18 protein-coding genes are annotated in these 22,002 nt (G+C 69.0%); 8 read left to right on the top strand and 10 right to left on the bottom strand.

The window, feature by feature from the left end; all coding sequences use genetic code 11:
• Nucleotides 1-13 precede the first annotated feature (13 nt).
• The 5 genes from tal to ahpC all read right to left on the bottom strand — a co-directional run bounded on the left by tal (nucleotide 14) and on the right by ahpC (nucleotide 4,997).
• A complete protein-coding gene (tal, locus tag SLW56_RS04190) occupies nucleotides 14-982 on the bottom strand; it encodes a transaldolase (RefSeq protein WP_320694373.1) in 969 nt (322 codons plus the stop codon).
• A gap of 46 nt (nucleotides 983-1,028) precedes the next feature.
• On the bottom strand, nucleotides 1,029-1,460 hold the full coding sequence (gene rnk, locus SLW56_RS04185; RefSeq protein WP_017915104.1) for a nucleoside diphosphate kinase regulator: 432 nt from the start codon (nucleotides 1,458-1,460) through the stop codon (nucleotides 1,029-1,031).
• A 110-nt stretch (nucleotides 1,461-1,570) separates the two neighbouring features.
• A complete protein-coding gene (locus SLW56_RS04180; RefSeq protein ID WP_152237892.1) occupies nucleotides 1,571-2,524 on the bottom strand; it encodes a LysR substrate-binding domain-containing protein in 954 nt (317 codons plus the stop codon).
• 151 nt (nucleotides 2,525-2,675) lie between these two features.
• Nucleotides 2,676-4,268 carry an alkyl hydroperoxide reductase subunit F gene (gene ahpF / locus SLW56_RS04175; protein ID WP_320694372.1) on the bottom strand — a complete coding sequence of 531 codons (1,593 nt, stop codon included), beginning with the start codon at nucleotides 4,266-4,268 and terminating at the stop codon, nucleotides 2,676-2,678.
• 162 nt (nucleotides 4,269-4,430) lie between these two features.
• On the bottom strand, nucleotides 4,431-4,997 hold the full coding sequence (gene ahpC / locus SLW56_RS04170; protein WP_010341941.1) for an alkyl hydroperoxide reductase subunit C: 567 nt from the start codon (nucleotides 4,995-4,997) through the stop codon (nucleotides 4,431-4,433).
• Between the two features lie 240 nt (nucleotides 4,998-5,237).
• On the opposite strand from ahpC, the gene prmC reads away from it, so the two are divergent.
• The 5 genes from prmC (at nucleotide 5,238) to pip (ending at nucleotide 11,466) form a co-directional block, all read left to right on the top strand.
• Complete coding sequence (gene prmC / locus SLW56_RS04165) at nucleotides 5,238-6,071, top strand: peptide chain release factor N(5)-glutamine methyltransferase (protein ID WP_267085620.1); 834 nt, start codon at nucleotides 5,238-5,240, stop codon at nucleotides 6,069-6,071.
• 43 nt (nucleotides 6,072-6,114) lie between these two features.
• The gene (locus SLW56_RS04160) at nucleotides 6,115-6,858 is read left to right on the top strand and encodes a hypothetical protein (RefSeq protein ID WP_267123525.1); all 744 of its coding nucleotides are present in this window, start codon (nucleotides 6,115-6,117) and stop codon (nucleotides 6,856-6,858) included.
• Nucleotides 6,859-7,202: 344 nt separating this feature from the next.
• The gene (locus tag SLW56_RS04155; RefSeq protein ID WP_193312711.1) at nucleotides 7,203-8,048 is read left to right on the top strand and encodes a hypothetical protein; all 846 of its coding nucleotides are present in this window, start codon (nucleotides 7,203-7,205) and stop codon (nucleotides 8,046-8,048) included.
• On the top strand, nucleotides 8,045-10,405 hold the full coding sequence (locus SLW56_RS04150; RefSeq protein WP_267085622.1) for a hypothetical protein: 2,361 nt from the start codon (nucleotides 8,045-8,047) through the stop codon (nucleotides 10,403-10,405). Before SLW56_RS04155 ends, SLW56_RS04150 begins: the two co-directional genes overlap by 4 nt.
• Before the next feature lie 119 nt (nucleotides 10,406-10,524).
• Nucleotides 10,525-11,466 carry a prolyl aminopeptidase gene (pip, locus tag SLW56_RS04145; RefSeq protein ID WP_017909227.1) on the top strand — a complete coding sequence of 314 codons (942 nt, stop codon included), beginning with the start codon at nucleotides 10,525-10,527 and terminating at the stop codon, nucleotides 11,464-11,466.
• A gap of 73 nt (nucleotides 11,467-11,539) precedes the next feature.
• On the opposite strand, the gene SLW56_RS04140 is transcribed toward pip, so the two are convergent.
• Complete coding sequence (locus tag SLW56_RS04140; RefSeq protein WP_320694371.1) at nucleotides 11,540-12,430, bottom strand: transglutaminase family protein; 891 nt, start codon at nucleotides 12,428-12,430, stop codon at nucleotides 11,540-11,542.
• A gap of 123 nt (nucleotides 12,431-12,553) precedes the next feature.
• On the opposite strand from SLW56_RS04140, the gene SLW56_RS04135 reads away from it, so the two are divergent.
• Entirely contained in the window at nucleotides 12,554-13,501 is a 948-nt protein-coding gene (locus tag SLW56_RS04135) for a hypothetical protein (protein ID WP_320694370.1), read from the top strand.
• Nucleotides 13,502-13,531: 30 nt separating this feature from the next.
• Here SLW56_RS04135 and SLW56_RS04130 read toward each other — a convergent pair whose 3' ends face one another.
• The 4 genes from SLW56_RS04130 to SLW56_RS04115 all read right to left on the bottom strand — a co-directional run bounded on the left by SLW56_RS04130 (nucleotide 13,532) and on the right by SLW56_RS04115 (nucleotide 16,608).
• On the bottom strand, nucleotides 13,532-14,329 hold the full coding sequence (locus tag SLW56_RS04130) for an N-formylglutamate amidohydrolase (protein WP_267121308.1): 798 nt from the start codon (nucleotides 14,327-14,329) through the stop codon (nucleotides 13,532-13,534).
• Nucleotides 14,322-14,873 (bottom strand): NUDIX hydrolase, encoded by a 552-nt coding sequence (locus SLW56_RS04125; protein ID WP_148829884.1) that lies wholly within the window; start codon nucleotides 14,871-14,873, stop codon nucleotides 14,322-14,324. Before SLW56_RS04125 ends, SLW56_RS04130 begins: the two co-directional genes overlap by 8 nt.
• 239 nt (nucleotides 14,874-15,112) lie before the next feature.
• Nucleotides 15,113-16,036 carry a 5'-3' exonuclease H3TH domain-containing protein gene (locus tag SLW56_RS04120; RefSeq protein WP_152237898.1) on the bottom strand — a complete coding sequence of 308 codons (924 nt, stop codon included), beginning with the start codon at nucleotides 16,034-16,036 and terminating at the stop codon, nucleotides 15,113-15,115.
• A complete protein-coding gene (locus SLW56_RS04115) occupies nucleotides 16,033-16,608 on the bottom strand; it encodes a nitroreductase (RefSeq protein WP_017911349.1) in 576 nt (191 codons plus the stop codon). The genes SLW56_RS04120 and SLW56_RS04115 overlap by 4 nt, the downstream gene beginning before the upstream one ends.
• Nucleotides 16,609-16,763: 155 nt before the next feature.
• Here SLW56_RS04115 and SLW56_RS04110 point away from each other — a divergent pair, with 155 nt between their 5' ends.
• Together SLW56_RS04110 and SLW56_RS04105 are read left to right on the top strand one after the other, a co-directional pair.
• The gene (locus SLW56_RS04110) at nucleotides 16,764-18,995 is read left to right on the top strand and encodes a DUF1631 family protein (RefSeq protein WP_295841865.1); all 2,232 of its coding nucleotides are present in this window, start codon (nucleotides 16,764-16,766) and stop codon (nucleotides 18,993-18,995) included.
• Nucleotides 18,996-19,218: 223 nt separating this feature from the next.
• Nucleotides 19,219-21,534: a DUF1631 domain-containing protein gene (locus SLW56_RS04105; RefSeq protein WP_267100038.1), complete on the top strand. Its 2,316-nt coding sequence runs from the start codon at nucleotides 19,219-19,221 to the stop codon at nucleotides 21,532-21,534.
• The last annotated feature ends 468 nt before the right edge of the window (nucleotides 21,535-22,002 follow it).

Raw genomic sequence — 22,002 nt, 5'->3', positions numbered from 1 at the left:
GTGCAGGCAACACTCAGCCGACCAGCTTGTGCCGGATCGTGTCGCGCAGGGTCTGCAGGTCCTTGGCGAAGGTGTCGATGCCGCCGGCCAGCTTTTCGGTAGCCATCGGATCGGCGGCCAGGTCGGCGGCGAAGCGCTTGGCGTCGATCGGCTCGATCTTGGCGCCGTCGGCTTGGCCGGGCGAGAGCTTGCGCGGCAGCGGGCCGTGGTCGGCGTCGAGCTTTTCCAGCAGGTCCGGCGAGATGGTCAGGCGGTCGCAGCCGGCCAGCGCCTCGATCTGCGCGGTGGAACGGAACGAGGCGCCCATCACCACGGTCGCCGAGCCGCGGCGCTTGAATTCGTCGTAGACGCCGCGCACGAACTGCACGCCCGGGTCCTCGTCGATGGTCGCCGGGGTCTGGCCCTTGGCCACGTACCAGTCGAGGATGCGGCCGACGAACGGCGAGATCAGGAACACGCCGGCCTCGGCGCAGGCCAGGGCCTGGGTGCGGTTGAAGATCAGGGTCAGGTTGCAGTCGATGCCGTCCTGCTGCAGCTGCCGCGCCGCCTCGATGCCTTCCCAGGTCGCGGCGACCTTGATCAGGATGCGGTCCTTGGGGATGCCGCGCTCGGCGTACATGGCGATGAACTTGTGCGCCTTGGCGATGGTGGCGGCGGTGTCGTGGGCCAGGTCGGCGTCCACCTCGGTGGACACGCGGCCGGGCACCAGCGCGCTGAGCTTGGCGCCGACGCCGATGGTCAGGCGGTCGGCGATCTCGTCGACCAAGGCGGCGTGGTCGCCGTCCTGGCCGCGCGCCCAGGCCAGCGCCTCGTCGATCAGATCGGCGTAGACCGGCAGGTCCAGCGCCTTCTTCACCAGGGTCGGATTGGTGGTGCAGTCCACCGGCTTGAGCCGCTTGATCGCGTCATAGTCGCCGGTATCGGCCACGACCACGGACAACTCGCGCAACTGGGCGAGCTTGGAGGGGGCGGAAGAGGTCATCGGTATCTCTCGGAAACGAGTTGGGACAAGGATAGGGCCGCGCACGTTAACGCGCTGCGCGCGCATTGTCGTCGTCGGCGCGCTGCACCGCGGTTACGCGCAGGCGCAGCGGGCGTCCGCCGGGCGCCTGCCAGTCGATCGACTGGCCCACGGCCAGGCCGAGCAGGGCGCTGCCGACCGGGGCCAGCACCGAGATGCGCGCATGCGCGGCATCGGCTTCGTGCGGATAGACCAGGGTCAGCTGATGGCGTTCGCCGTGCAGTTCGTCTTCGCACTCCACGCGGGAATGCATGGTGACGATGCCGGGGGGAATCTGGTCGGGCGCCATCACGGTGGCGCGGTCGAGTTCTGCGCCCAGCGCTTGCGCGGCCGGGTGCTGGTGCAAGGCAGGGGAGTCGAGCAGGGCTTCCAGGCGCGCGAGGTCGCGGCTGGAGACGATCAACGAGGGCGGCAGGCCGCTGTGGTGTTGCGAGGTCATGGACAGGCTCCGGTTGGATGGCACAACGAACGGAGGCGGCACCGCGCCGCCCCCGTTCCCATTGTGCAAGCAAGCCGGCGCCGATGCGACGTCGCGGCCGGTCGGCCTGTTCAGGCCACCTGGCGCGGCGCCTGGTCCGGCAGCGACGCCTGCGCCGGCAGCGTGAACAGCTCCTCGGGCAGTGCACCGAACAGGTGCGCCAGTTGCTGCAGGAACGCGCCCATCGCCGAACTGCGCCGCCACAGCATGGCGATGCGCCGGCTCGGCCCGCCGTCGGGCGCGAACGAGAGCAGGCGCAGGTTCGGCGGATTGGCCACCGGCGGCTGCACCGCCAGCAGCGGCAGCAGGGTCACACCGACGTTGGCGGCGACCATCTGCCGCAGCGTCTCCAGGCTGGTGGCCTGGAACTCGGCTTTCTCCAGCGCGCCGGACAGGTGGCACACGTCCAGCGCCTGGTCACGCAGACAGTGCCCGTCCTCGAGCAGCAGCAGGCGTTGCGCGTGCAGTTCGTCCATGGTCAGCGGGGTCGGCCGCCGCGCCAGCGGATGCTGCTCGGGCACCGCCAGCACGAACGGTTCCTCGAACAGGAATTCGGCATGCAATTGCTCGTCGTGCAACGGCAGCGCCAGCAGCGCCGCGTCCAGCCGGCCCTCGCGCAAGCGGGTCAGCAGCACGTCGCTCTTCTCTTCGATCAGCAGCAGTTCCAGCTGCGGGAAGCGCGCGCGGATGCGCGGGATCACATGCGGCAGCAGATACGGGCCGAGCGTCGGGAAAATGCCCAGGCGCACGGTGCCGGCTTCCGGATCCTGGCTGCGCCGCGCCGCCTCCTTCATCTGCTCGATCTCGGCGACGATGCCGCGCGCGCGGCTGGCGGCCTCGCGCCCGGCCGGGGTCAGCATGACCTTGCGTGGCGCGCGCTCCACCAGCGGTACGCCCAGTTCGTCCTCGAGCTTCTTGATCTGCGTGGACAGCGTCGGCTGGCTGACGAAGCAGGCCGCGGCGGCGCGCCCGAAATGCTTGTGATCGGCCAGCGCCACCAGGTATTTCAGATCACGCAGGTTCATCAGCGGGTTCCTCGGAACGCAGCGGCGGGAGGTGACGCAGGGTCACAGCATAGAGCGTGTGGCGCACATGGCGGCGAGACAGATGGACGCGCGCGGTGGAGACCGCACACCCTGGTCCCGCGCCGGCGGAGCGGCGCGGGATGGGTGCGGATCAGGCCGCTTCGGCCACGCTGCCGCTGGCGACCGGTGCGCTGTGCCGGATCAGGTGGTCGAACGCGCTCAGCGCCGCCTTGGAACCTTCGCCCATGGCGATGATGATCTGCTTGTACGGCACCGTGGTCGCGTCGCCGGCGGCGAACACGCCCGGCAGGGAAGTCTGGCCGCGGTCGTCGACCACGATCTCGCCGCGCGGCGACAGCGCCACCGTGCCCTGCAGCCATTCGGTGTTCGGCAGCAGGCCGATCTGCACGAAGATGCCTTCCAGCGCCACGCGATGCACATCGCCGCCGACGCGGTCCTTGTAGACCAGGCCGGTGACCTTCTGGCCGTCGCCGAGCACTTCGGTGCTCTGCGCGTTGACCAGGATGTCGACGTTGCCCAGGCTGCGCAGCTTGCGCTGCAGGACTTCGTCGGCGCGCAGCTTGCTGTCGAACTCGACCAGAGTGACGTGGCTGACGATGCCGGCCAGGTCGATCGCCGCTTCCACGCCGGAGTTGCCGCCGCCGATCACCGCCACGCGCTTGCCCTTGAACAGCGGGCCGTCGCAGTGCGGGCAATAGGCCACGCCCTTGTTGCGGTACTGGTCTTCGCCGGGCACGTTCATCTGCCGCCAGCGCGCGCCGGTGGACAGGATCACCGTGCGGCTCTTCAGCGAGGCGCCGTTGGCCAGCTTGACCTCGACCAGGCCGTCGGCACCGGCCGGCACCAGCTGTTCGGCGCGCTGCAGGTTCATGATGTCCACGTCGTACTGGCGCACGTGCTGCTCCAGCGCCGCGGCCATCTTCGGGCCTTCGGTCTCCTGCACGGAGATGAAGTTCTCGATCGCCATGGTGTCCAGCACCTGGCCGCCGAAGCGCTCGGCCGCCACGCCTGTGCGGATGCCCTTGCGCGCGGCGTAGATCGCCGCCGCCGCGCCGGCCGGACCGCCGCCGACCACCAGCACGTCGAACGGCGCCTTGGCCGCGATCGCCACCGCATCGCGCTTGGCCGCGCCGGTGTCGAGCCGGGCCACGATCTGCTCCAGGGTCATGCGGCCCTGATCGAAGACTTCGCCGTTGAGGTAGACGGTGGGCACCGACATGATCTGCCGCGCCTCGACCTCGTCCTGGAACAGCGCGCCGTCGATCGCCACGTGCTGGATGTTCGGATTCAGCACCGCGGCCAGGTTCAGCGCCTGCACCACGTCCGGGCAGTTCTGGCAGGACAGCGAGAAATAGGTTTCGAAGCGGTACTCGCCGGGCAGGTTGCGCACCTGCTCGATCAGTTCGGCGGTGGCCTTGGACGGATGGCCGCCGACCTGCAGCAGCGCCAGCACCAGCGAGGTGAACTCGTGGCCCATCGGCAGGCCGGCGAAGCGCAGGTGGATGTCCTGGCCGGGGCTGTTCAGCGCGAACGAGGGCGCGCGCTCGCCGCTGTCGCGGTGCACGTCCAGGGTGATCTTGTCCGACAGCAGCACCAGGTCCTCGAGCAGGTCGAGCATCTCGCGCGACTTGGCGCCATCGTCCACCGACGCGGTGACGTGGATGGGCCGGACGACCCGCTCCAGGTAAGCCTTCAACTGGGTTTTCAGATCGGCATCCAACATGGCGGACTCCTGACGTTGGGCAAAGCGCGGGGGAGGCGTGCTGCCGGAGCAGCGCGCTGCGAAGAGGGGAGGAGGGATGAACCGCAGCCGGCGCCGGCGCGCGATGCCGGCTGCGGTTCACCCCCACCCCCGCCGCGAGGCGGAGATGGGAGCGAGGGCGGCTTAGATCTTGCCGACCAAGTCCAGCGACGGCTTCAGGGTCTTCTCGCCTTCCTTCCACTTGGCCGGGCAGACCTCGCCCGGGTGCGAGGCGACGAACTGCGCGGCCTTGAGCTTGCGCAGGGTCTCGGTGACGTCGCGGGCGATCGCGTTGTCGTGGATCTCGAGGGTCTTGATCACGCCTTCCGGGTTGATCACGAAGGTGCCGCGCAGGGCCAGGCCTTCTTCCTCGATGTGCACGCCGAAGGCGCGGGTCAGCTGGTGGGTCGGGTCGCCGACCAGCGGGAACTGAGCCTTGCCCACGGCCGGGGAGGTCTCGTGCCACACCTTGTGCGAGAAATGGGTGTCGGTGGTGACGATGTAGACCTCGGCGCCGATCTTCTGGAACTCGGCGTAATGCTCGGCGGCGTCTTCCACTTCGGTCGGGCAGTTGAAGGTGAAGGCGGCCGGCATGAAGATCAGCACCGACCACTTGCCCTTCAGGTCCGCGTCGGTGACTTCGATGAATTCGCCATTGCGGTAGGCGTTGGCCTTGAACGGCTGGACCTGGGTGTTGATCAAAGACGACATGGAGTTTCCTCGTGGTTGCAATAGGGGTCGGGGGATGGAACGAGGCTCATGATAGGGGGCGCCGATAGATCCCTCAAATCGATTGATGGAATTGAATAGATAGGTTTCCTCTATCGATTCCCAAGCCTGGCTCTTTGCTGCACTGCCGCGCGAACAGCGCGTCAGCCGCCCAGGGCGCATGGGCGTCGGTCCGTTCTACCACGTTGGCTTTTCCGCGCTCGCTGCGTCATCGTGACAGCGATGAATGCGCCCACCCCTGAATCCCTGCTGCGCGACGCCTGCACCCAGGTCGAGCGCGGCGATGCTGAAGCCTTGCTGCTGCACGCCCTGCAACGCGACCGTGCGTGGCTGTTCGCGCACGCCCGCGATCCGTTGGCGGACGAGGTGGCGGATGGGTTTCAGGCGCTGCTCGCCCGGCGTGTACAGGGCGAGCCGGTGGCCTACCTGACCGGCCGGCGCGGCTTCTGGACCCTGGACCTGGCGGTCGGACCGGCCACGTTGATCCCGCGCGCGGACACCGAGCGGCTGGTGGAACTGGCGCTGGAGCGACTGGATCCGGCGCCGGGCCGGCGCATCGCCGACCTCGGCACCGGCAGCGGCGCGATCGCCCTGGCCCTGGCCAGCGAGCGCCCGCAGGCGCAGGTGACGGCCACCGACCTCAGTACAGCCGCCCTGGCGGTCGCGCAGGCCAATGCGCACGCGCACGGCCTGGGCAACGTCGCCTTCGTCCATGGTGCCTGGCTGGCGCCGCTGGCCGGCCAGCGCTTCGATCTGATCGCCAGCAACCCGCCGTACATCGCCGCCGGCGATCCGCACCTGCAGCAGGGCGACCTGCGCTACGAACCGGCCAGCGCGCTGGCGTCCGGCCCCGATGGGCTGGACGACCTGCGCCGGATCGTCGCCGATGCGCCGGCGCATCTGCTGCCCGGCGGCTGGCTGCTGCTGGAACACGGCTGGGACCAGGGCGCGGCGGTGCGCGCGCTGCTTGAGGCGGCCGGCTTCGCGGAGGTGGCGACGTATCAGGACCTGGAGGCGCGCGATCGGGTCACGCTGGGGCGCCAGCCGCTGGCCTGACCCGCCGGCGCCGGGGTATGGTGCGTGGGTAACGATGCCGGACATGGATGACCCGCAATGTTCACCCTCAGTCGCCTTTCGAATGCGATTACCGCCCACGCCCGCCGTGGCACAGACGGGTGCGCGGCATGCCGAGGGTGCGTGGATCCCTGCCGGCGTGACCGCTCGTCGCAGGCCCCGTCTCAGAATCCTGCGCGCACTCGCTGTCGCTGCCATCCTCGTGGCTGGCGCGGGCTGCTCCAACGGCATCGACGTCGGCAACGATGGCGCAACCGGGCATCTGAATCCGCACCCGGTCAAACGCTACGAGGTCATCGCCACGTCCCATGCGCCGGGGCCGTGGGATGCGTTCGAGGGCGCCTACATCGGATACGACGTCGTCAATAAGAAGTGCGTTCCGATGATCCCCTTCATTGGTCAACAGCAAGTCCCCAATACCGGACTCGACGTTCCGATGACCCGCGTAGACGACCATACGTGGAAGGGGTATTTCTACCGCGATGCGCTGCAGGATGAGGATTACTTCAAGCTTGGGGTGTGCCATTGGGACGTCACGAGCGTGAGCGCCAGTGCGATTGCTCAGGGCCTGAGGTTTGCGTGGAGCGGCTCTATGGAGAAGATTCTGCGCGAAGGTGGAGGGACCAGGTATTTCAAGAAGGTCGCGCATGGGGATAAGTCCCTGGTCCCTTACGGGGCACAGGATTTCGATCCTGCTGATCCTGAAGTGCTACAGCATCCGGACGCATATTTCTCTGTCACCCTCGCTGTCAGGGAGGCCCAGCCGTGAAGGGGATTGATCAAGCGGTTGCCGATGCGGCCAACGACGCGTATGTGAATCGTCCTCGAAGCGATATCGCTGCAAGAAGCAGGTGCATTCAGGTGAGAGGCGCTACTGGGTTCTCGGCTTTTCCAGTGGCTCAGCTACAGGCTTCCAGTCAGTTATGTAACCAATACCTGGCGCTGCCGCATGCCGGTATCAGAGCCCGATGGCGATTCATCAGGAAAATCCGGGCCATGGATGTGGGTCAGGATCTCACTTGTACCCTTTGCGCGATGGGCAGTGGCGACATGGTTTCCAGCGAGTAAGATCGCAGTCGCAACTTGGAGTCTTGATAAAGGAGAGGTGGCGCGATGAGCGACGAAAAGAGCACGTACAGCGACAATCCCTATCGTCCACGCGCCCGCACGATGCGCGATGCGCAACTCCTGCGCGACATGGGCAGCATCAATGCGGACGTCTACGCCAGGCTCGGCGCGCTGCCGCGTGGCGGGGTGCCGATTGCGCCCTGGCGCAAGCCGAGACTGCCATTGCCACCAGACCCCACTGCCGCGCTGCCTGCGGCCTATCCCCCCGAGGACGATACGATGAAACTGCACCACCTGGCCGCTGCCGCCATCATGCCCCTGGCCGCGACCGCCGCCGGTTGTTCGAAAGGTATCGATGTTGGCAACGACGGTGCGACCGGGCATTTGAATCCGCATCCGGTCAAGCGCTACGAGGTCATCGCCACGTCAAATGCGCCGGGACCGTGGGATTCTTTCAAGGGTGCTTACATTGGATATGACGTCATCAATAAGAATTGTGTGCCGATGATGCCAGTTCTTGGCGAGCAGCATGTGCCTAACACCGGGCTCGATATTCCTATGGTCCAGGTGGATGACCACACATGGAAGGGATATTTTTATCGCGATGCCCTGCTGGATGAAGATTATTTCAATCTCGGGGTTTGCCACTGGGATGTGACAAGTGTGGGTGTTAGCGCGATTGGCAAGGGTGTGAAATTCGGTTGGGGAGGGTTGTTGGAAAAAATCTTGCGCGAGGGTGGTGGGAAAAGCTATTTCAAGAATAGTTCTTATGGGGATCCTGCTTTGGTTCCCTATGGTGCGCTAGAGTTCCAGTCTGACGATCCCGAGGTTCTTAAAGACCCTGATGCTTATTTCCCAGTGACGATCACTGTTAAGGAAGTCAAGTCATGAAAGTCATTGATCAAGCGTTAGCTGATGCAAGTAATGACTCGTATGCCAACCGATCACAGCGTGATGTGGGCGATAACAATAGATATGTTTCTCTAGATGGCCAGGATTATAAGATATTTGGCTATGCCAGTGATCCGGCTACCGGCTTTCACGCAACTGCGTATCAAAGCGTTGCGTCGCCTCACAATGTTATTGTCGCGTACCGAGGTACTGATCCTGGTCTATTTTCAGGTAAGAGTGTTTCGGAAAAAGCGGACCACGCGCTGACGACGCTGCAGGACATCGCCGTCGATGCAAAGATGGTGCGAGATACCGTCAACGCGCAGAAGTCTGCGGCCGACGCGTTTACAGCGCAGATGATCGCCAAAGCGGCTGCGCAGGGCATCCCGAAAACCCAGATATTCGCTGCCGGCCACTCCCTGGGCGGCGCATTGGCGGAACTCCAGGCCGCCAAATATGGCCTGCGCGGCGCCACCTACAACGGCTTCGGCGCGGCGGACATGATCGATGGCCCGCCGCAGCCGGGCTTCCAGCTCACCAACTACCGCATGGCCGGCGACGTGGTGAGCGCGGCCAGTCCGCATGTCGGCAAGGTGGTGTCGCTGGCCAGCGAAGAGGACATCCAGAGCCTGCGGGCCGGCCGCTACCTGGATGCGCCGCCCGGGTCGGCGCCGCCAAACGCGCTGATCGCGATGCGGCTGAGCGACCACGGCGGCCAGCAGCACTTCAGCAGCGACAGTCCGGACAATATCCTGCAACCCCAGCGCTTCCAGGAAGCGACGCAGCGCTACGCGGCGAACAAGGACGCCATCGACCGCTTCGGCAGCGATGTGTCCTTCGCACGCGCCGAACTGTCCGAGTCGCTGCGGCAGATGCGCGGGAACGACGGGCAGGGCCAACTGTCGCCGAATCTGCGGCGGCAACTCAACGAGTACCTCGTGCTCAACGCCGATCCCGCCATTCGCGACACCATCGCGCGTGGCGCGCCCGTGCGCGGGGTTGCCGACGGCCTGCAACACGGTGCCGATGCCGTGCGCGCCGGCGGTCGCTACGTGCAAGCGCTGGACGAACGTATCGCGATCGTGGCGCGGGAGGGCGGGCGCCTTACCGCGCCCTTCATCCCGGTTGCGCCGCTGGCTGGACATGTGGTGGGCGAAGCCGCCCGTCTGCACGGTCAAGGTGCGGATGCGGCGGCGCGGTGGGTGGGCGGCGGGCTGGAATCGGCCAAAGGCGCCGTGGAGCGAGGCGCGCATGCGGCTGCCGACGCCGTGGTGGAGCGGATCCATGATCCTCGCTTCCAGGCGGGCGTGGCCAACGTCGCCAATCACATCGTCGATGCCTACGATGGCGCGCGGGTCGCGGCGCAAACCGCCACGCAGACGTATCAGCTCGGCAAGCAGGCGGTCTCCGATGGGATCGACCGGGCCGAACGTGCGGTGGCGCAAACCTACGACGCAACCAAGCACGTGGTGACCGAAGGCGCCCAGCAGGTCGGTCGTGCGGCCACCCAGACCTACGACGCCGCGAAGCATGTGGTGACTGAAGGCGCGGAGCAGGTTGGGCGCGCGGCCACTCAAACCTACGGTGCGGCGAAGCACGTGGTCATAAACGGTGTGGAGCATGTCGAGCGCACTGTCACGCAGACCTACGACGCGTCCAAACACGTAGTGACCGAAGGCGTTGCGCAAGCTGGACGTGCGGCCACCAGTGCCTATGATGCGGCGAAGCAAGCGGCCGACAGCGCCGCGCGGGTTGGTACGCACGCGTACGAAGCCGCAAGACAGACCGCCACGCAGGGCATCGATGCCGCCAAGCACGCGGCGGGCAAGGCCTACGACACGCTGACCCATCCCGGGCAGTGGTTCCAGCGCAGCGCGCCGGCCGCCGCGCCCGCGCAGCCGCAGGCGCCAGCAGCGGCGCATCCGCATGGGGCGGCGGCGACGCCTGCCTCCGGAGCCCACATGGCACCGTCGGCCGCACAAACCTATGAGCGTGCGCAGACGCTGGGTGCGCTGTCTGCGTCCGATCAGGCCATGTTCGCGCGCATCCGCAAGGACGTGCCGGCGCAGATCGGCGATGCGCACGTCGCGCAGGCGATGCTCGGCGCCAAGCAGGCCGGCATCGCCGGCGCCGACAAGATCGACCGGGTGCAGATGGCCGGCGACACGCTGTGGGTGTCCGGCACCACGCCGGGCTTCCGCGCCGCCACGGACGTGGCGCAGGCCGCTGCACCGATGCACGAGACGGTGCAGCAGGCGCAGGCGTTCAACCAGCAGCGCGCGCAGCACCTGGCCATGGAAGCGCAGCAGCGGTTGCAGGACGCCCCTGGCGGCAGAGGCGCGCCGGCGATCGGTTGATCCCGACCCCGGTTGGCCGATCGGCGCTGCGCCAGGTCCGTTCGCGGCCGGCCGTTGCTGGTCAGCGCCGCTCAAGTGGCGCGCATGGGTAGAATCGCGGTTTTCCCGCAGGAGTCGCCATGCGCACGCTGTATCCCGAGATCGAGCCGTTCGACAGCGGCATGTTGCCGGTGGACGCACGGCATACCCTGTCCTACGAACAGTGCGGCAATCCGCACGGCAAGCCGGTGGTGCTGCTGCATGGCGGTCCCGGCGGCGGCTGCAACGCCAAGATGCGCCGCTTCCACGATCCGGCCAAGTACCGCATCGTGCTGTTCGACCAGCGCGGCTCCGGCCGCTCCACGCCGCATGCCGACCTCGTCGACAACACCACCTGGGACCTGGTCGCCGATATCGAGCGGCTGCGCACGCACCTGGGCATCGACCGCTGGCAGGTGTTCGGCGGCAGCTGGGGCTCGACCCTGGCGCTGGCCTACGCGCAGAGCCATCCGGAGCGCGTCACCGAACTGGTGCTGCGCGGCATCTTCATGCTGCGTCGCTGGGAACTGGAGTGGTTCTACCAGGAAGGCGCCAGCCGCCTGTTCCCGGACGCATGGGAGCACTACGTCGCGGCGATCCCGCCGGTGGAGCGCGCCGACCTGATCTCGGCCTTCCACCGGCGCCTGACCAGCGACGACGAGGCGACCCGTCTGGCCGCGGCCAAGGCCTGGAGCGTGTGGGAAGGCGCGACCAGCTTCCTGCACGTGGACGCCGATTTCGTCGACAGCCACGAGGACCCGCACTTCGCGCTGGCCTTCGCCCGCATCGAGAACCACTATTTCGTCAACGGCGGCTTCTTCGAGGTCGAGGACCAGTTGCTGCGCGACGCGCACCGCATCGCCGACATCCCGGGGGTGATCGTGCACGGCCGCTACGACGTGGTCTGCCCACTGGCCAACGCCTGGGATCTGGCCAAGGCCTGGCCGAAGGCGACGCTGCAGATCACCCCGGCCTCCGGCCATTCCGCGTTCGAGCCCGAGAACGTCGACGCGTTGGTGCGCGCCACCGACGGCTTCGCCTGAGTCCGCGCGCGGCTGCATAGCGCGTTCACGGAAGGGCGGTGCTGCGCATGGCGGCACCGTCCACTGCAATGATTCAGCAGGCCAGCGCGTTGCCGGGTTCGCATCCGGCGGCGGTGATGGCACCGGCCGCTGCGAAGGGGCGCGTGTCGAGCTGTGCCTGCTTGGTCTCGTCGGTCCACACCACGAACGATTCGAGCACGTTGTCGCCGAAGGTGGTGCTGATCGCCACGTCGGCGGCGTCGCGGCCGCGCGCGATCAGCACCCGGCCGATGCGCGGCACGTTGTGGCGTGCATCGAAGGTGTACCAGCGCCCGTCGAGGAAGGCTTCGAACCAGCCGGAAAAATCCATCGGTGCGTCCGAGACCGGGACACCGATGTCGCCCAGATAGCCGGTGCAGTAGCGCGCCGGGATGTTCATGCAGCGGCACAGCGCGATCGCCGCATGCGCGAAGTCGCGGCACACGCCGCGCCCTTCCTGCAGCGCCTGCGCGGCGCTCTTGGTGGCGCAGGCATGGGCATAGCCGAAGGTGATGCGCGTATGCACGTAGTCGCAGATCGCCTGTACCCGTGCCCAGCCGGGCGGCGTGCCGCCGAACAGCTCCCAGGCCATGCCACTGAGCAGATCGGTCTCGCAGTAGCGGCTGCCGAGCAGATACACCAGGGTGGCGTCGGGCAACTGCTCCACTGGGGTCTGCGCGGCGTCGTAGCGGTACTGGTCCGGCAGTCCGCTGTCGCGCACCACTGCATCGGCACGCAGGGTCAGCGTTCCGGCGGGCGCCTGCAGGCGCGTGCAGCGGTTGCCGAAGCCATCGCGATAACGGTGCAACGGCAGCGCCGGCACGCTGTGCAAGGCGGTGGCGGCAACGATGTCGTCGCGGCGGCTGTCGTGGATGTCCAGCATCGCCAGCATCGGCGTCGCTTGCGCGAACCGGTAGCGGATTTCGTAACCGAGGCGGATGAGCATGTGGGGTCCGGTGCGGGGCGGGGTGCCGGCGGACCGGTACAGCCCGAGCGTGCGCAGGAGACACTCAGCTTAGTGTGAAGGCGGGCGGCAGCCGCTTCAGCATGCTGAGCGGCGTCGTGGCCAGTGCATGCCGAACGGCCGCAGGGGCAACCGGGCGTTGCGGATCGCGGGCGCCGCTGCGCCAGCCGCGTACCGCTGCACTGGGGGCGCATCGCGGCGGCGCTGCCGGTCGCGGACTGCTTGGGTGCGGGCGAGCGGTCGTCGTCGAACGGGGTCGCGGATCGACACGCCAGGCGATGTCCAGCGACGTCTCGCTCCGGTCTCGCAGGCTTCATTCTCCTTCAGCGTCCGCACACCTGCCGTAGACTGCGCTGCCGCGCGCTGCCTGCCCGACGACGTATGATTCCGCTATTGACCTTGCGTGAGACGCTGGATGCCTTTGCCGCCTGCAACGACGACGGCCACGTGCACGAGGCGTTCGGCTGGGTGCATGCCACCGGCGAGGATCCGCTGCAGGCGCGCTTCTGGTTGCCGCCCGACGAAGCCACTGCAGTCGGCGACGATGACACACCGCCCGCGGCGGCGCGCGCGCTGGGCTTGGCGCCCTACCTGGAACCGGCGACGTTCGCCGACGTGCTCGACGTGCAGAAGCGGCAACGCCCGCTGTCGACGTTATACGACTACGCGCAGGCGTTGGCCTACTACGCGGAGTACGACGCGTTCCTGCAGGTCGAGGGTGTGGACGAGGCGCTCGGCGAGGCGGACGAGGACGCTTGGGAGGCGGCGCGCGCGGTTGGCGTCGGTGCAGGCGTCTTTGCCTCGTTCGATCTGGTGCTTGCGCGCTGTCCGCCCGAATGCGTCAAGCCGATAGCGCAGCAGGTCGCGCACCTGCTGGACTGGCCGATCGGCCAGGCGTTGGCCGCCTGTCGCGCCGGGTCGCTGACCGTGGGCGAGGCATTGGATGGTCTTCGTGCCGCGGCGATCGCGGCCGATTTCGCCGCACTCGGCGTTCCGCTGCAGGTGCAGGGCTACAAGGCGTTTCCGTGGATGCCAGTGCCGACGCTGGCATGAGGCGTGGTGCGGGAAGGGCGTCGGCGTTACTCAGCCCAGCGCCAGCAACTGCGGCTGCAGCCTGGTGAAGATCCGCGCCAGCCGCTGCGCCCAGGCCTGCTGGCCGGCGGCATCGGCGATCAGGTCCTGGCGGATCTCCAGTTCCACATGCGGCAGGCCGCGGCCTTCGCCGTGCACGGGCACCGCGTAGTCGCTGCTGTCGCTGACCGCGTACGGCGCGTTGTCGCCGACCAGCAGGTCGTCTTCCTCGCGCAGCGCCTGCAACAGCGCGTGGGCGAAACGGGTGTCGCGGTGGTAGAGCACGCCGGCATGCCAGGGCCGCGGCACGCCGTCCATCACCGGGGTGAAGCTGTGCATCATCACCAGCAGGGTGGGCCGGGCGGCGGCGCGGCGCGCGTCCAGTTCGGCGGCGATGCGCGCGTGGTAGGGCGCATGCACGGCGTCGATGCGCTGCTGCCGCTGCGCCGCCGTGGGCCCGGCATTGCCCGGCACCACGGTGTGGTCGCTGACCGGCGGAATCAGCGTCGGCGAGGCCAGCGGGCGATTGCAGTCGATCAGCAGCCGCGAATAGGTCTGTTCGATCGCCCAGGCGTCGAGCAGCGCGGACAGCGCGCGGGTGGTGCCGGCGATCCCGATGTCCCAGCCGATGTGCCGATCCAGTTCCGACTGCGCCAGGCCGAGGCCGTGCAACGCGCGCGGCACTGCCTGTCCCGCGTGATCCGCCAGCAGCACGAACGGCGATGTACCGTGTGGTCGGTGGATGCTGAACACCGCCGGGTCGTCCGCGCCCAGCAGCGGCGGCAATGCGTGGCTGAGACCCTCAGCCACGCGGCGTGCCGTCGAGTTCGTGTTCGATCATCCACAGCCCCGCCCACAGCTTCGCATCCAATGCGTAGCCTTCGCCCATCTTCTGCACCAGCCACGCGGCGGCGCGCGAGCGCGGCACCGAATGCACGGTGATGTCCTCGCTGGCGTCGCCGCCGCCGTTGCCGACCTTGCGCAGGCCGCTGGCGCGCACGAAGGCGATCTTCTCGTTGCTGGCGCCGGCCGAGGTCGGGCCGATCAGCAGCACCTCGGCGTGCTCGGCGGTCCAGCCGGTTTCCTCTTCCAGTTCGCGCACCGCCGACACCTCGATCGATTCGCCGGCATCGATGTCGCCGACCAGTCCGGCCGGCATCTCGATGGTGCGCGCCTGCAGCGGCACGCGGAACTGTTCGACGAACAGCACCTCGTCGTCCGGCGTGACCGCCACGATGATCGCGGCCAGGCCGCCGGCGTGGACGCGCTCGGAATACTCCCAGGTGCCGCGCACGACCATGCGCTGGTACTTGCCTTCGTAGACGACGCGGGGCGGGGAATCGTGGCGGGGCATGGGCAGCTCGCAAGATGGCGGAGGAAGAGGGCGCGGTCGCGCACGGCGCGGTCCGGCGATGCGGTGCAGTGTAGAACGTGCGTTGTGTTTTTTATGCGCGCCAGGTCGTGCCCGGGGTCGCTGGCGGCGCGCGAGTCGCTCGGCGCCGGTCGCGACGGCACGGTGCAACCGGCACAGCGCGTGCGAGGGCGTGCCTGCTTCGGGCAGCGGCATCGCCTGCCCGTGGCGAAGGCCAGCGCTCAGCCGGCCACAAACTCCAGGCCGGCCGCCTGCAGCAGGCGGCGTCGGGTCAGCGGCCCGAAGCGCAGCGCCTCGCACAGGCCGTGCAGCATGTCGGCATCGGCCGCGCCGCGGGCGAAATTAACGGTGGCCGTGTGCAGCGGCGCGTCCAGGGCGATGGTGGTCAGCTGCCGCCACAGCAGCGCGTGCTCGCGCTGCTCGCGCAGGCGTACGGCCATCTGCGCGGCGCCGCGCAGGCGCAGGAACGCCACTTCGTCGACCCGCGCCAGCAGCGTGTCCAGGTCGCCGAAATGCGCCAGCAGGATCGCCGCCGACTTGGCGCCGATGCCGGTGACGCCGGGGATGTTGTCGATCGCATCGCCGGTCAGCGCCAGATAGTCGGCAATCTGGTGCGCATGCACGCCGTGGCGCGCCTTGACCCCGGCCGCGCCCCAGCGCTGGCCGCGGCCGTAGTCCCATTGTTCGTCGAACTCCAGCAGCAGCTGCGACAGATCCTTGTCGGCGGACACGATCACGCCGTGGAAGCCGTCGCCGCGCGCACGGTGCAGGGCGCTGCCGATCAGGTCGTCGGCCTCGTAGTCGTGGTGCGCCAGCACGCCCAGGCCCAGGGCCGCGCACAGCGCCTTGCAATGCGCGAACTGGCGGCGCAGCGCGTCCGGCGCCGGCGCGCGATTGGCCTTGTAGGCGGCGTACAGACGATGCCGGAAACAGCTGTCCAGCGCTTCGTCGAAGGCGATCACGATGTGCTGCGGGCGCTCGCGCTCGAGCAGGTCGAGCAGGAAGCGGGCGAAGCCGTGCACCGCATTGGTCGGCCAGCCCTGCGCGTCCTGGAACTCGTCGGGAATCGAATGCCAGGCGCGAAACACGTAAAGGCTGGCGTCGACCAGGTACAGCGGCCGCGACAGGGGCAGGCCTGCGTTCACGGCGTCCAGTCGCTGAGCAGCGCGCGTGGGTCCGGCCGCTCACGCTCCGGCACGTCGAGGCGGGCGGTGCCGATGTGGATGAAGCCGGCGACATGCTCGTGCTCGGCCAGGCCCAGCCGCGCGGACACCGTTTCGTCATACGCCATCCAGCCGGTCAGCCATTGCGCACCGAAGCCGTAGGCCTGCGCGGCCTGCAGCAGCGCGAAGCACACCGAGCCGGCGGTCATCCACTGTTCGATCTCCGGCACCTTGTGTCCGCGCTGCAGGCAGGCGATGACCGCGATCACCACCGGCGCATGCGCGAAGCGTTCGCGATCCTTCTCCACCGCTGCCGGCGCCGCGCCGGGATCACGCTGCAGGGTGCGCGCGGCGAGGATGTCGCCCAACGCCTGACGCGCCGGGCCGGCGATGCGCAGGAAGCGGAACGGCACCAGCTTTCCGTGATCGGGGACACGCACCGCCGACTGCAGCATGGCCAGCAGCGTCTCCGCGTCCGGTCCCGGCTCGCCCAGCTGCTTGGATGGCACTGAACGGCGCGCATCCAGCGCTTGCAGCGAATGAATTGTGCGCATAGTCTCGATTCTGTGGGGCGGGCGCGGAATTATAGTCGGGCGCTCGCAGGCGGCAGCGGATGCCGCAGTTACACGGACAATCGCGTTGAGTTGCTGATCTGCCGCTAGCTTCCGAATTGACGTCGGTCTCACTGCTGCCTGCGTATCACACTGCCATGACCCTTGCTGAATACGCTGAAGAGTTGTCGCCCAGCCGCAACGCGGATCTGCTCGATCAGGTCCGGGATGTGGTGTCGGTTCCGCTCGCCGGCGCTTTCGGCGAGGTGCTGGATGTGCTGGCCGAAGCGCTGTTCCGCATGGCCGAGCGCGCCGGGCCGACCCAGAACGATTATTTCGAGGCGATCCAGTTGCTGCGCCAGCAGCGCGAGCCGATCGCCGCGCGCTTCCGCGCGCACCTGGCCCAGGCCTGGCAGGCGCTGGAAGCCGGCCGCCCGCTGTCGGTGGAGCGCAGCCTGGCGCGCGAGCGCGGCGACCTCAGCCTGGTTTCGGAACAGGAACTGGACGTGCGCCTGGCGGTGCGCAACCTGGCCGGGGCGATCCAGCACCGCTGGCGGCCGGAGCTGATGCGGCTGAACCGATTCCTCGGCTTCATCGCCGGCGGCCAGCGCATCGATGCCGACAACAACCCGTTCGGCCCCGAGCACGTGGGCGCGGCGGTGTATGCGGCGCTGCACGGGCTGGTGCTGGCGCCGCAGGTACAATTGGCGATCGTCAAGATCTGCGAGCAGGAACTGCAGGAGCGCGTCGGCGAACTGTATGCGCAACTGGAGCAGCGCCTGAACGAGGTCGCGCGCGCCCGCGCGCTGCCGAGCGGGCGCCCGCGCCGCCGCGGCATCCCGCGCCTGGGCGCGAGCGAGGACGAGGCGGCGCCGGACTGGATCAGCCGCTTCTTCGAGAACTGGGACACCGCCGCGCCGCTGTCGGCGGCGCAGCGCCGCGCCGCACGCGCCCTGGACGCGCACGCGCGCAACGAGCAGGAGGTGCTGCCGCCGGCGCTGCGCGCGCTGCTGCACGAGGCGCAGCCGGACGCGGGCCCGGGCGACGGCCGGCGCTGCCTGTCGCCGCGCGAGCTGCTGTCGGTGCTGTCTTTGCTGCAGACCATGCCGTTGGCCGGGTTCGCCGTCGTCGGCGAACACGGCGGCCCGCTGGCGCTGGGCCTGCGCCGGCAGATCGCCGGTATCGGCGCCTCGCTCGGCCTGGACCCGGCCAGCACCTGCCTGGATCCGGCCGATGCCGACACCCTGGATCTGGTCGGCCTGCTGTTCGATGTGATGCTGGAGGAATGCGTGCTGCAACCCGCGCAGCGCGAACTGCTGGGGCAGATGCTGGTGCCGATGGCCAAGGTGGCGCTGATCGACGGCCGCCTGTTCGTGCGCGACGGGCATCCGGCGCGGCGCCTGCTCAATCTGCTCGCCGACGCCTGCGACGGCAATGCCGGCAGCACCGGCCCGGAGCAGGCGCTGCTGGCGCAGGCGCAGGCGGCGGTGGAGCGGGTGGTGCGCGATTTCGACGAGCACCTGGCGGTGTTCCTGGCGCTGGAGGCCGAGTTCGGCAGCGCCTACGAGCAGTACCGGCGCCGGGTGGAGATCGCCGAGCGCCGCGCGGCCGAACTGCAACGGGCGGAGGAGCGCCGCGAGGTCGCCCGGCAGCGCGCCGCGCAGGCCCTGCACGATCTGCTGCAACAGGCCGGCGACGACCTGACCGTGCCGCTTCCCATCGAGGCCTTCCTGCGCCAGTCCTGGTGCCAGTACGTGCAGCAGTCGGCCTTGCGCGACGACGGTCAGGGCAGCGCGCTCGCCGCGGCGCTGGCGCTGGGCGATGCGGTGCTGGCGCAGTGCCGCCAAGCCCAGAACGGTGCGGTGCCGGTAGAAGGCTGGCTGCAGCCGCAACATGCCGAGCTGACCCGGCTGTGGACCAGCGTCGGCCTGGACGCCGCGGCGGCCGAAGCCGCCTGGCAGGCCCTGCACACGGCGCTGGACGACCTGGCGCACGCGCGGCCGCTGCAGGCCGCGCTGCCGGCGACGGGCGTGGACGTGCCCGAGCCGCCCGCCGCCGAGACCGTGCCGGCACTGCCGGAACCGGTCCAGGCCACCGATTTCGACCACATCACCGCCGATTACTTCCGTACCCTGCCGCTGGGGACCTGGCTGGACTTCGTCGACCGCGAAGGCCGCGTGCAGCCCGGCAAACTGACCTGGGTGAGCCCGATCTCGGCGCGCCTGCTGTTCGTCAACCGCCGCGGCGGGCGGCTGTGCGTCGCCTCGGCCGAGGCGCTGGCAGTGATGGCGCGGCTGGACCGGCTGCGCCTGCATCGCGACGACGATGCCTTCTACAGCGCCATGCAGGGCGTGGTCGACCGCCTGGAACGGGTGGCGGTGGCGGCCTGATCCTCGACGGGCGTGCCGTATTCATGCCGCATTGCCGCCGTAGTGACGCCTTCCATGCCTACGATCCTGCACGAGGTCACGTTCTGGAGCCAGAAATGCGCAGCGCATCACGGTCGCTGTTCAGACACCTTGCCTACCATGCAGGAGCGGAAACAGGGGCCGCGTCCGATCGTCTTCCACCTTCCTTCTATCTGGCGCCGTCCATGGCGCGGAGCCGTCGCGCATGAGTTTCAGCCCCAGCCCGCACGCACACCCGGCGCGTGACCCGCGCCTGTTGACGCAGGCGCGCGAGGGCATGCTGCCAGTGCTGGGCCAGGCCTTCGCCGCGGCGCTGGCGCATTTCGACGACGTGCTGTTCGATCGCGCCGAGAGTGCCGGCGCGTCGCAGTTGCTGTTCCTCGACGGCATGCGCGAACTGCGCCGTCGTCGCGACGAGATCGCCGCGCGCTTCCGCGCCCAGCTGCATACCGCCTGGGAAGCGCTGGAGGCCGGCGCGCCGCTCTCGGCCGAAGTCGCCCTGGCCGGCTACGGGCAGGGCCTGAGCCTGATCTCCGAACACGAGCTTGAATCGCGGCTGGCGGTACGCAACCTCGCCAGCGTGCTGCTGCGCGAATGGAAGCCGGTGCTGACCCGCATCGACCGGCGCCTGGGCTGGATCGCCGGCGGCCTGGAGCTGGATGCGGACACCAACCCGATCGGCCCCGAACACATCGGCGTGGCCGTGCATGCCGCGTTCTCCACCAGCGACCTGGCCCCGGAAGTGCGGCTGGTGCTGATCAAGCTGTGCGAACGCGACTTCACCGCCGGGGTCGGCAAGCTCTACCAGGACCTGGACGACAGCCTCGCCCAGGCCGGGATCATGCCGGAGATCTCGCGGCCGCGACCGCCGCCGCCGCCGCGGCGCGCACCGCCGCCGGAGCAGCGCCCGCCGCGCGAGGCAGGCGCTGCCGGGGATGGCGTCGGTGCCGAGCTGGGCGAGGACGAAGAGCACTACGCGCCGGCCTGGGCCAACCGCTTCGTCAACCGCTGGGCCGAGCGCCGCGGCAGCCTGCAGGCCGGCGAGCGCTACGACGACGGCGAGGCGCGCCTGCCCGGCGGTAGTCAGGGCGTGTTGCTGGAGGCGTTGCACGAACTGTTGCAGCAGACCCGCAACGCGCGCGAGAGCGCCACCTCCGCGGCGACCGCGGCGGTCGGCCAGCAACGCCCGCTGAGCCAGCGCGAGATGATGTCGGTGCTGTCGCTGCTGCAGGCCACGCCCAGCGCGACGCTGCGCGCGGCGATCGGCGACGACAGCGAGTCGCTTGCGCAGCGGCTCAAGAGCGAGGTGCTGTCCAACGCCACCCAGTTCGGCGTGGACCCGGCGCACGCACGGCTGGATCCGGTCGACGAGGATGCGATCGACCTGGTCGGCATGCTGTTCGACGTGATGCTCGACGAGCGCGACCTGGAGGGCCGCTCGCGCGAATTGATCGGCCGGCTGGTGGTGCCGTTCGTCAAGGTCGCATTGCTGGACCGGCGCATGTTCGTGCAGAAGACCCATCCGGCGCGACGCCTGCTCAATTCGCTGGCCGAGGCCTGCGAGGGCAACACCGGCGAGAGCCAGGCCGAGCGCGTGCTGATGGGCAAGGTCGAGGAGATCATCGACCGGCTGGTGGCCGAGTTCAACGAGAACCTGGCGATCTTCCTGACCCTGGAGGAGGAATTCCGCGATTTCCTGGTGCAGCACCGCCGCCGCATCGAGATCGCCGAGCGCCGCGCCGCCGAGACCCAGCGCGGCCAGGAGAAGCTGGAACTGGCGCGGCAGCGCGCCGAGGCCGAACTGCAGGTGCGCCTGCAGGGCCGGCAGTTGCCGCAGGCGCTGCAGGAGTTCCTGCGGCAGCCGTGGCAGCACCACCTGACCATGGCGATGCTGCGCGAAGGCGAGGGCGGCCCCGGCGTGCGCGATGCGCTGGCGCTGGCCGACGGCCTGCTCGAGGAAGCCGCCGAGGCGCAACGGCACATCGTCGGCAAGCCCTGGCTGCAGGCCTGGCAGGGCGCGCTGCAGCGGGTCTTCGCCAGCGTCGGCCTGCATGCCGAGGCGGCCACGGCCGCGATCGACGCGCTGCACGACACGCTGCAGGCGGTGGCCGAGCTGCGTCCGGAACTGGAGCGGCCGCTGCCGGAACTGCCGCAGGTGGCGCTGCCGCAGCCGCCGGTGCAGGAGGCGCAACCGGTGGACGTGGCGCCGCCGCAGACCATGGACGATTTCGACAACGCCGATGCCGACCGCTTCCGCACGATGCAGATCGGCACCTGGCTGGATTTCGTCGACCGCGACGGCAAGATGCAGGCCGGCAAGCTGTCGTGGGTGAGCCCGATCTCGTCGCGCCTGCTGTTCGTCAACCGGCGCGGCGTGCGCTTCTGCGTGGCCTCGCCGGAAGAACTGGCGGTGATGGTGCGGCTGGGCCGGCTGCGCGCGCACGTCGACGACGGCGCCTTCGACAGCGCCATGCAGGGCGTCATCGACCGTCTCGATCCGCATAGCGCGACCTTGCACTGAGAGCACCGCGGCGGCGCGGGCGATCGCCGCCGTGGCGTTGCACGTGTCGCGTGCTGCTCGGCTGTACGTATCGGCGGCGTCAGCGCATCGCCAGCGACGCGTTCCGGCGGCCGTTGGTCGCTTGCCGTCGCGACCGTAGGGGCGGCTTCAGCCGCGAGGGGCTTTACTCGGAGCACCATTCGCGGCTGACGCCGTTTCCTGTCTGTCGGCCTTGGCGGGATCAGGCGGTCTCCTCCGCCGCGACCCGGTTTCCTCGCGCGGCCGGTCGCGGCTGACGCCGCGCCTGCGCCTGACCCGCGTTGGCGATCGCTTGCCGGCGATGCCGGTGTTCCTCGCACGCCGCGTCCTTCCCGACCTGGCCATGCCCCTGGCCGCCCCGGCGGAGAACACGCCTTCGCCGAGGCGGCGTGCGCCGGGCGCCCTCGGGTCGGGGGCGCCAATGCGCCCGGTCGCCGATGTCCACTTGGC

Origin of the sequence: Xanthomonas sp. LF07-6 (genome assembly GCF_034105445.1) — a bacterium.
Lineage (GTDB): Bacteria > Pseudomonadota > Gammaproteobacteria > Xanthomonadales > Xanthomonadaceae > Xanthomonas_A > Xanthomonas_A sontii.
This window is presented reverse-complemented; position numbering and strand designations above follow the sequence as displayed.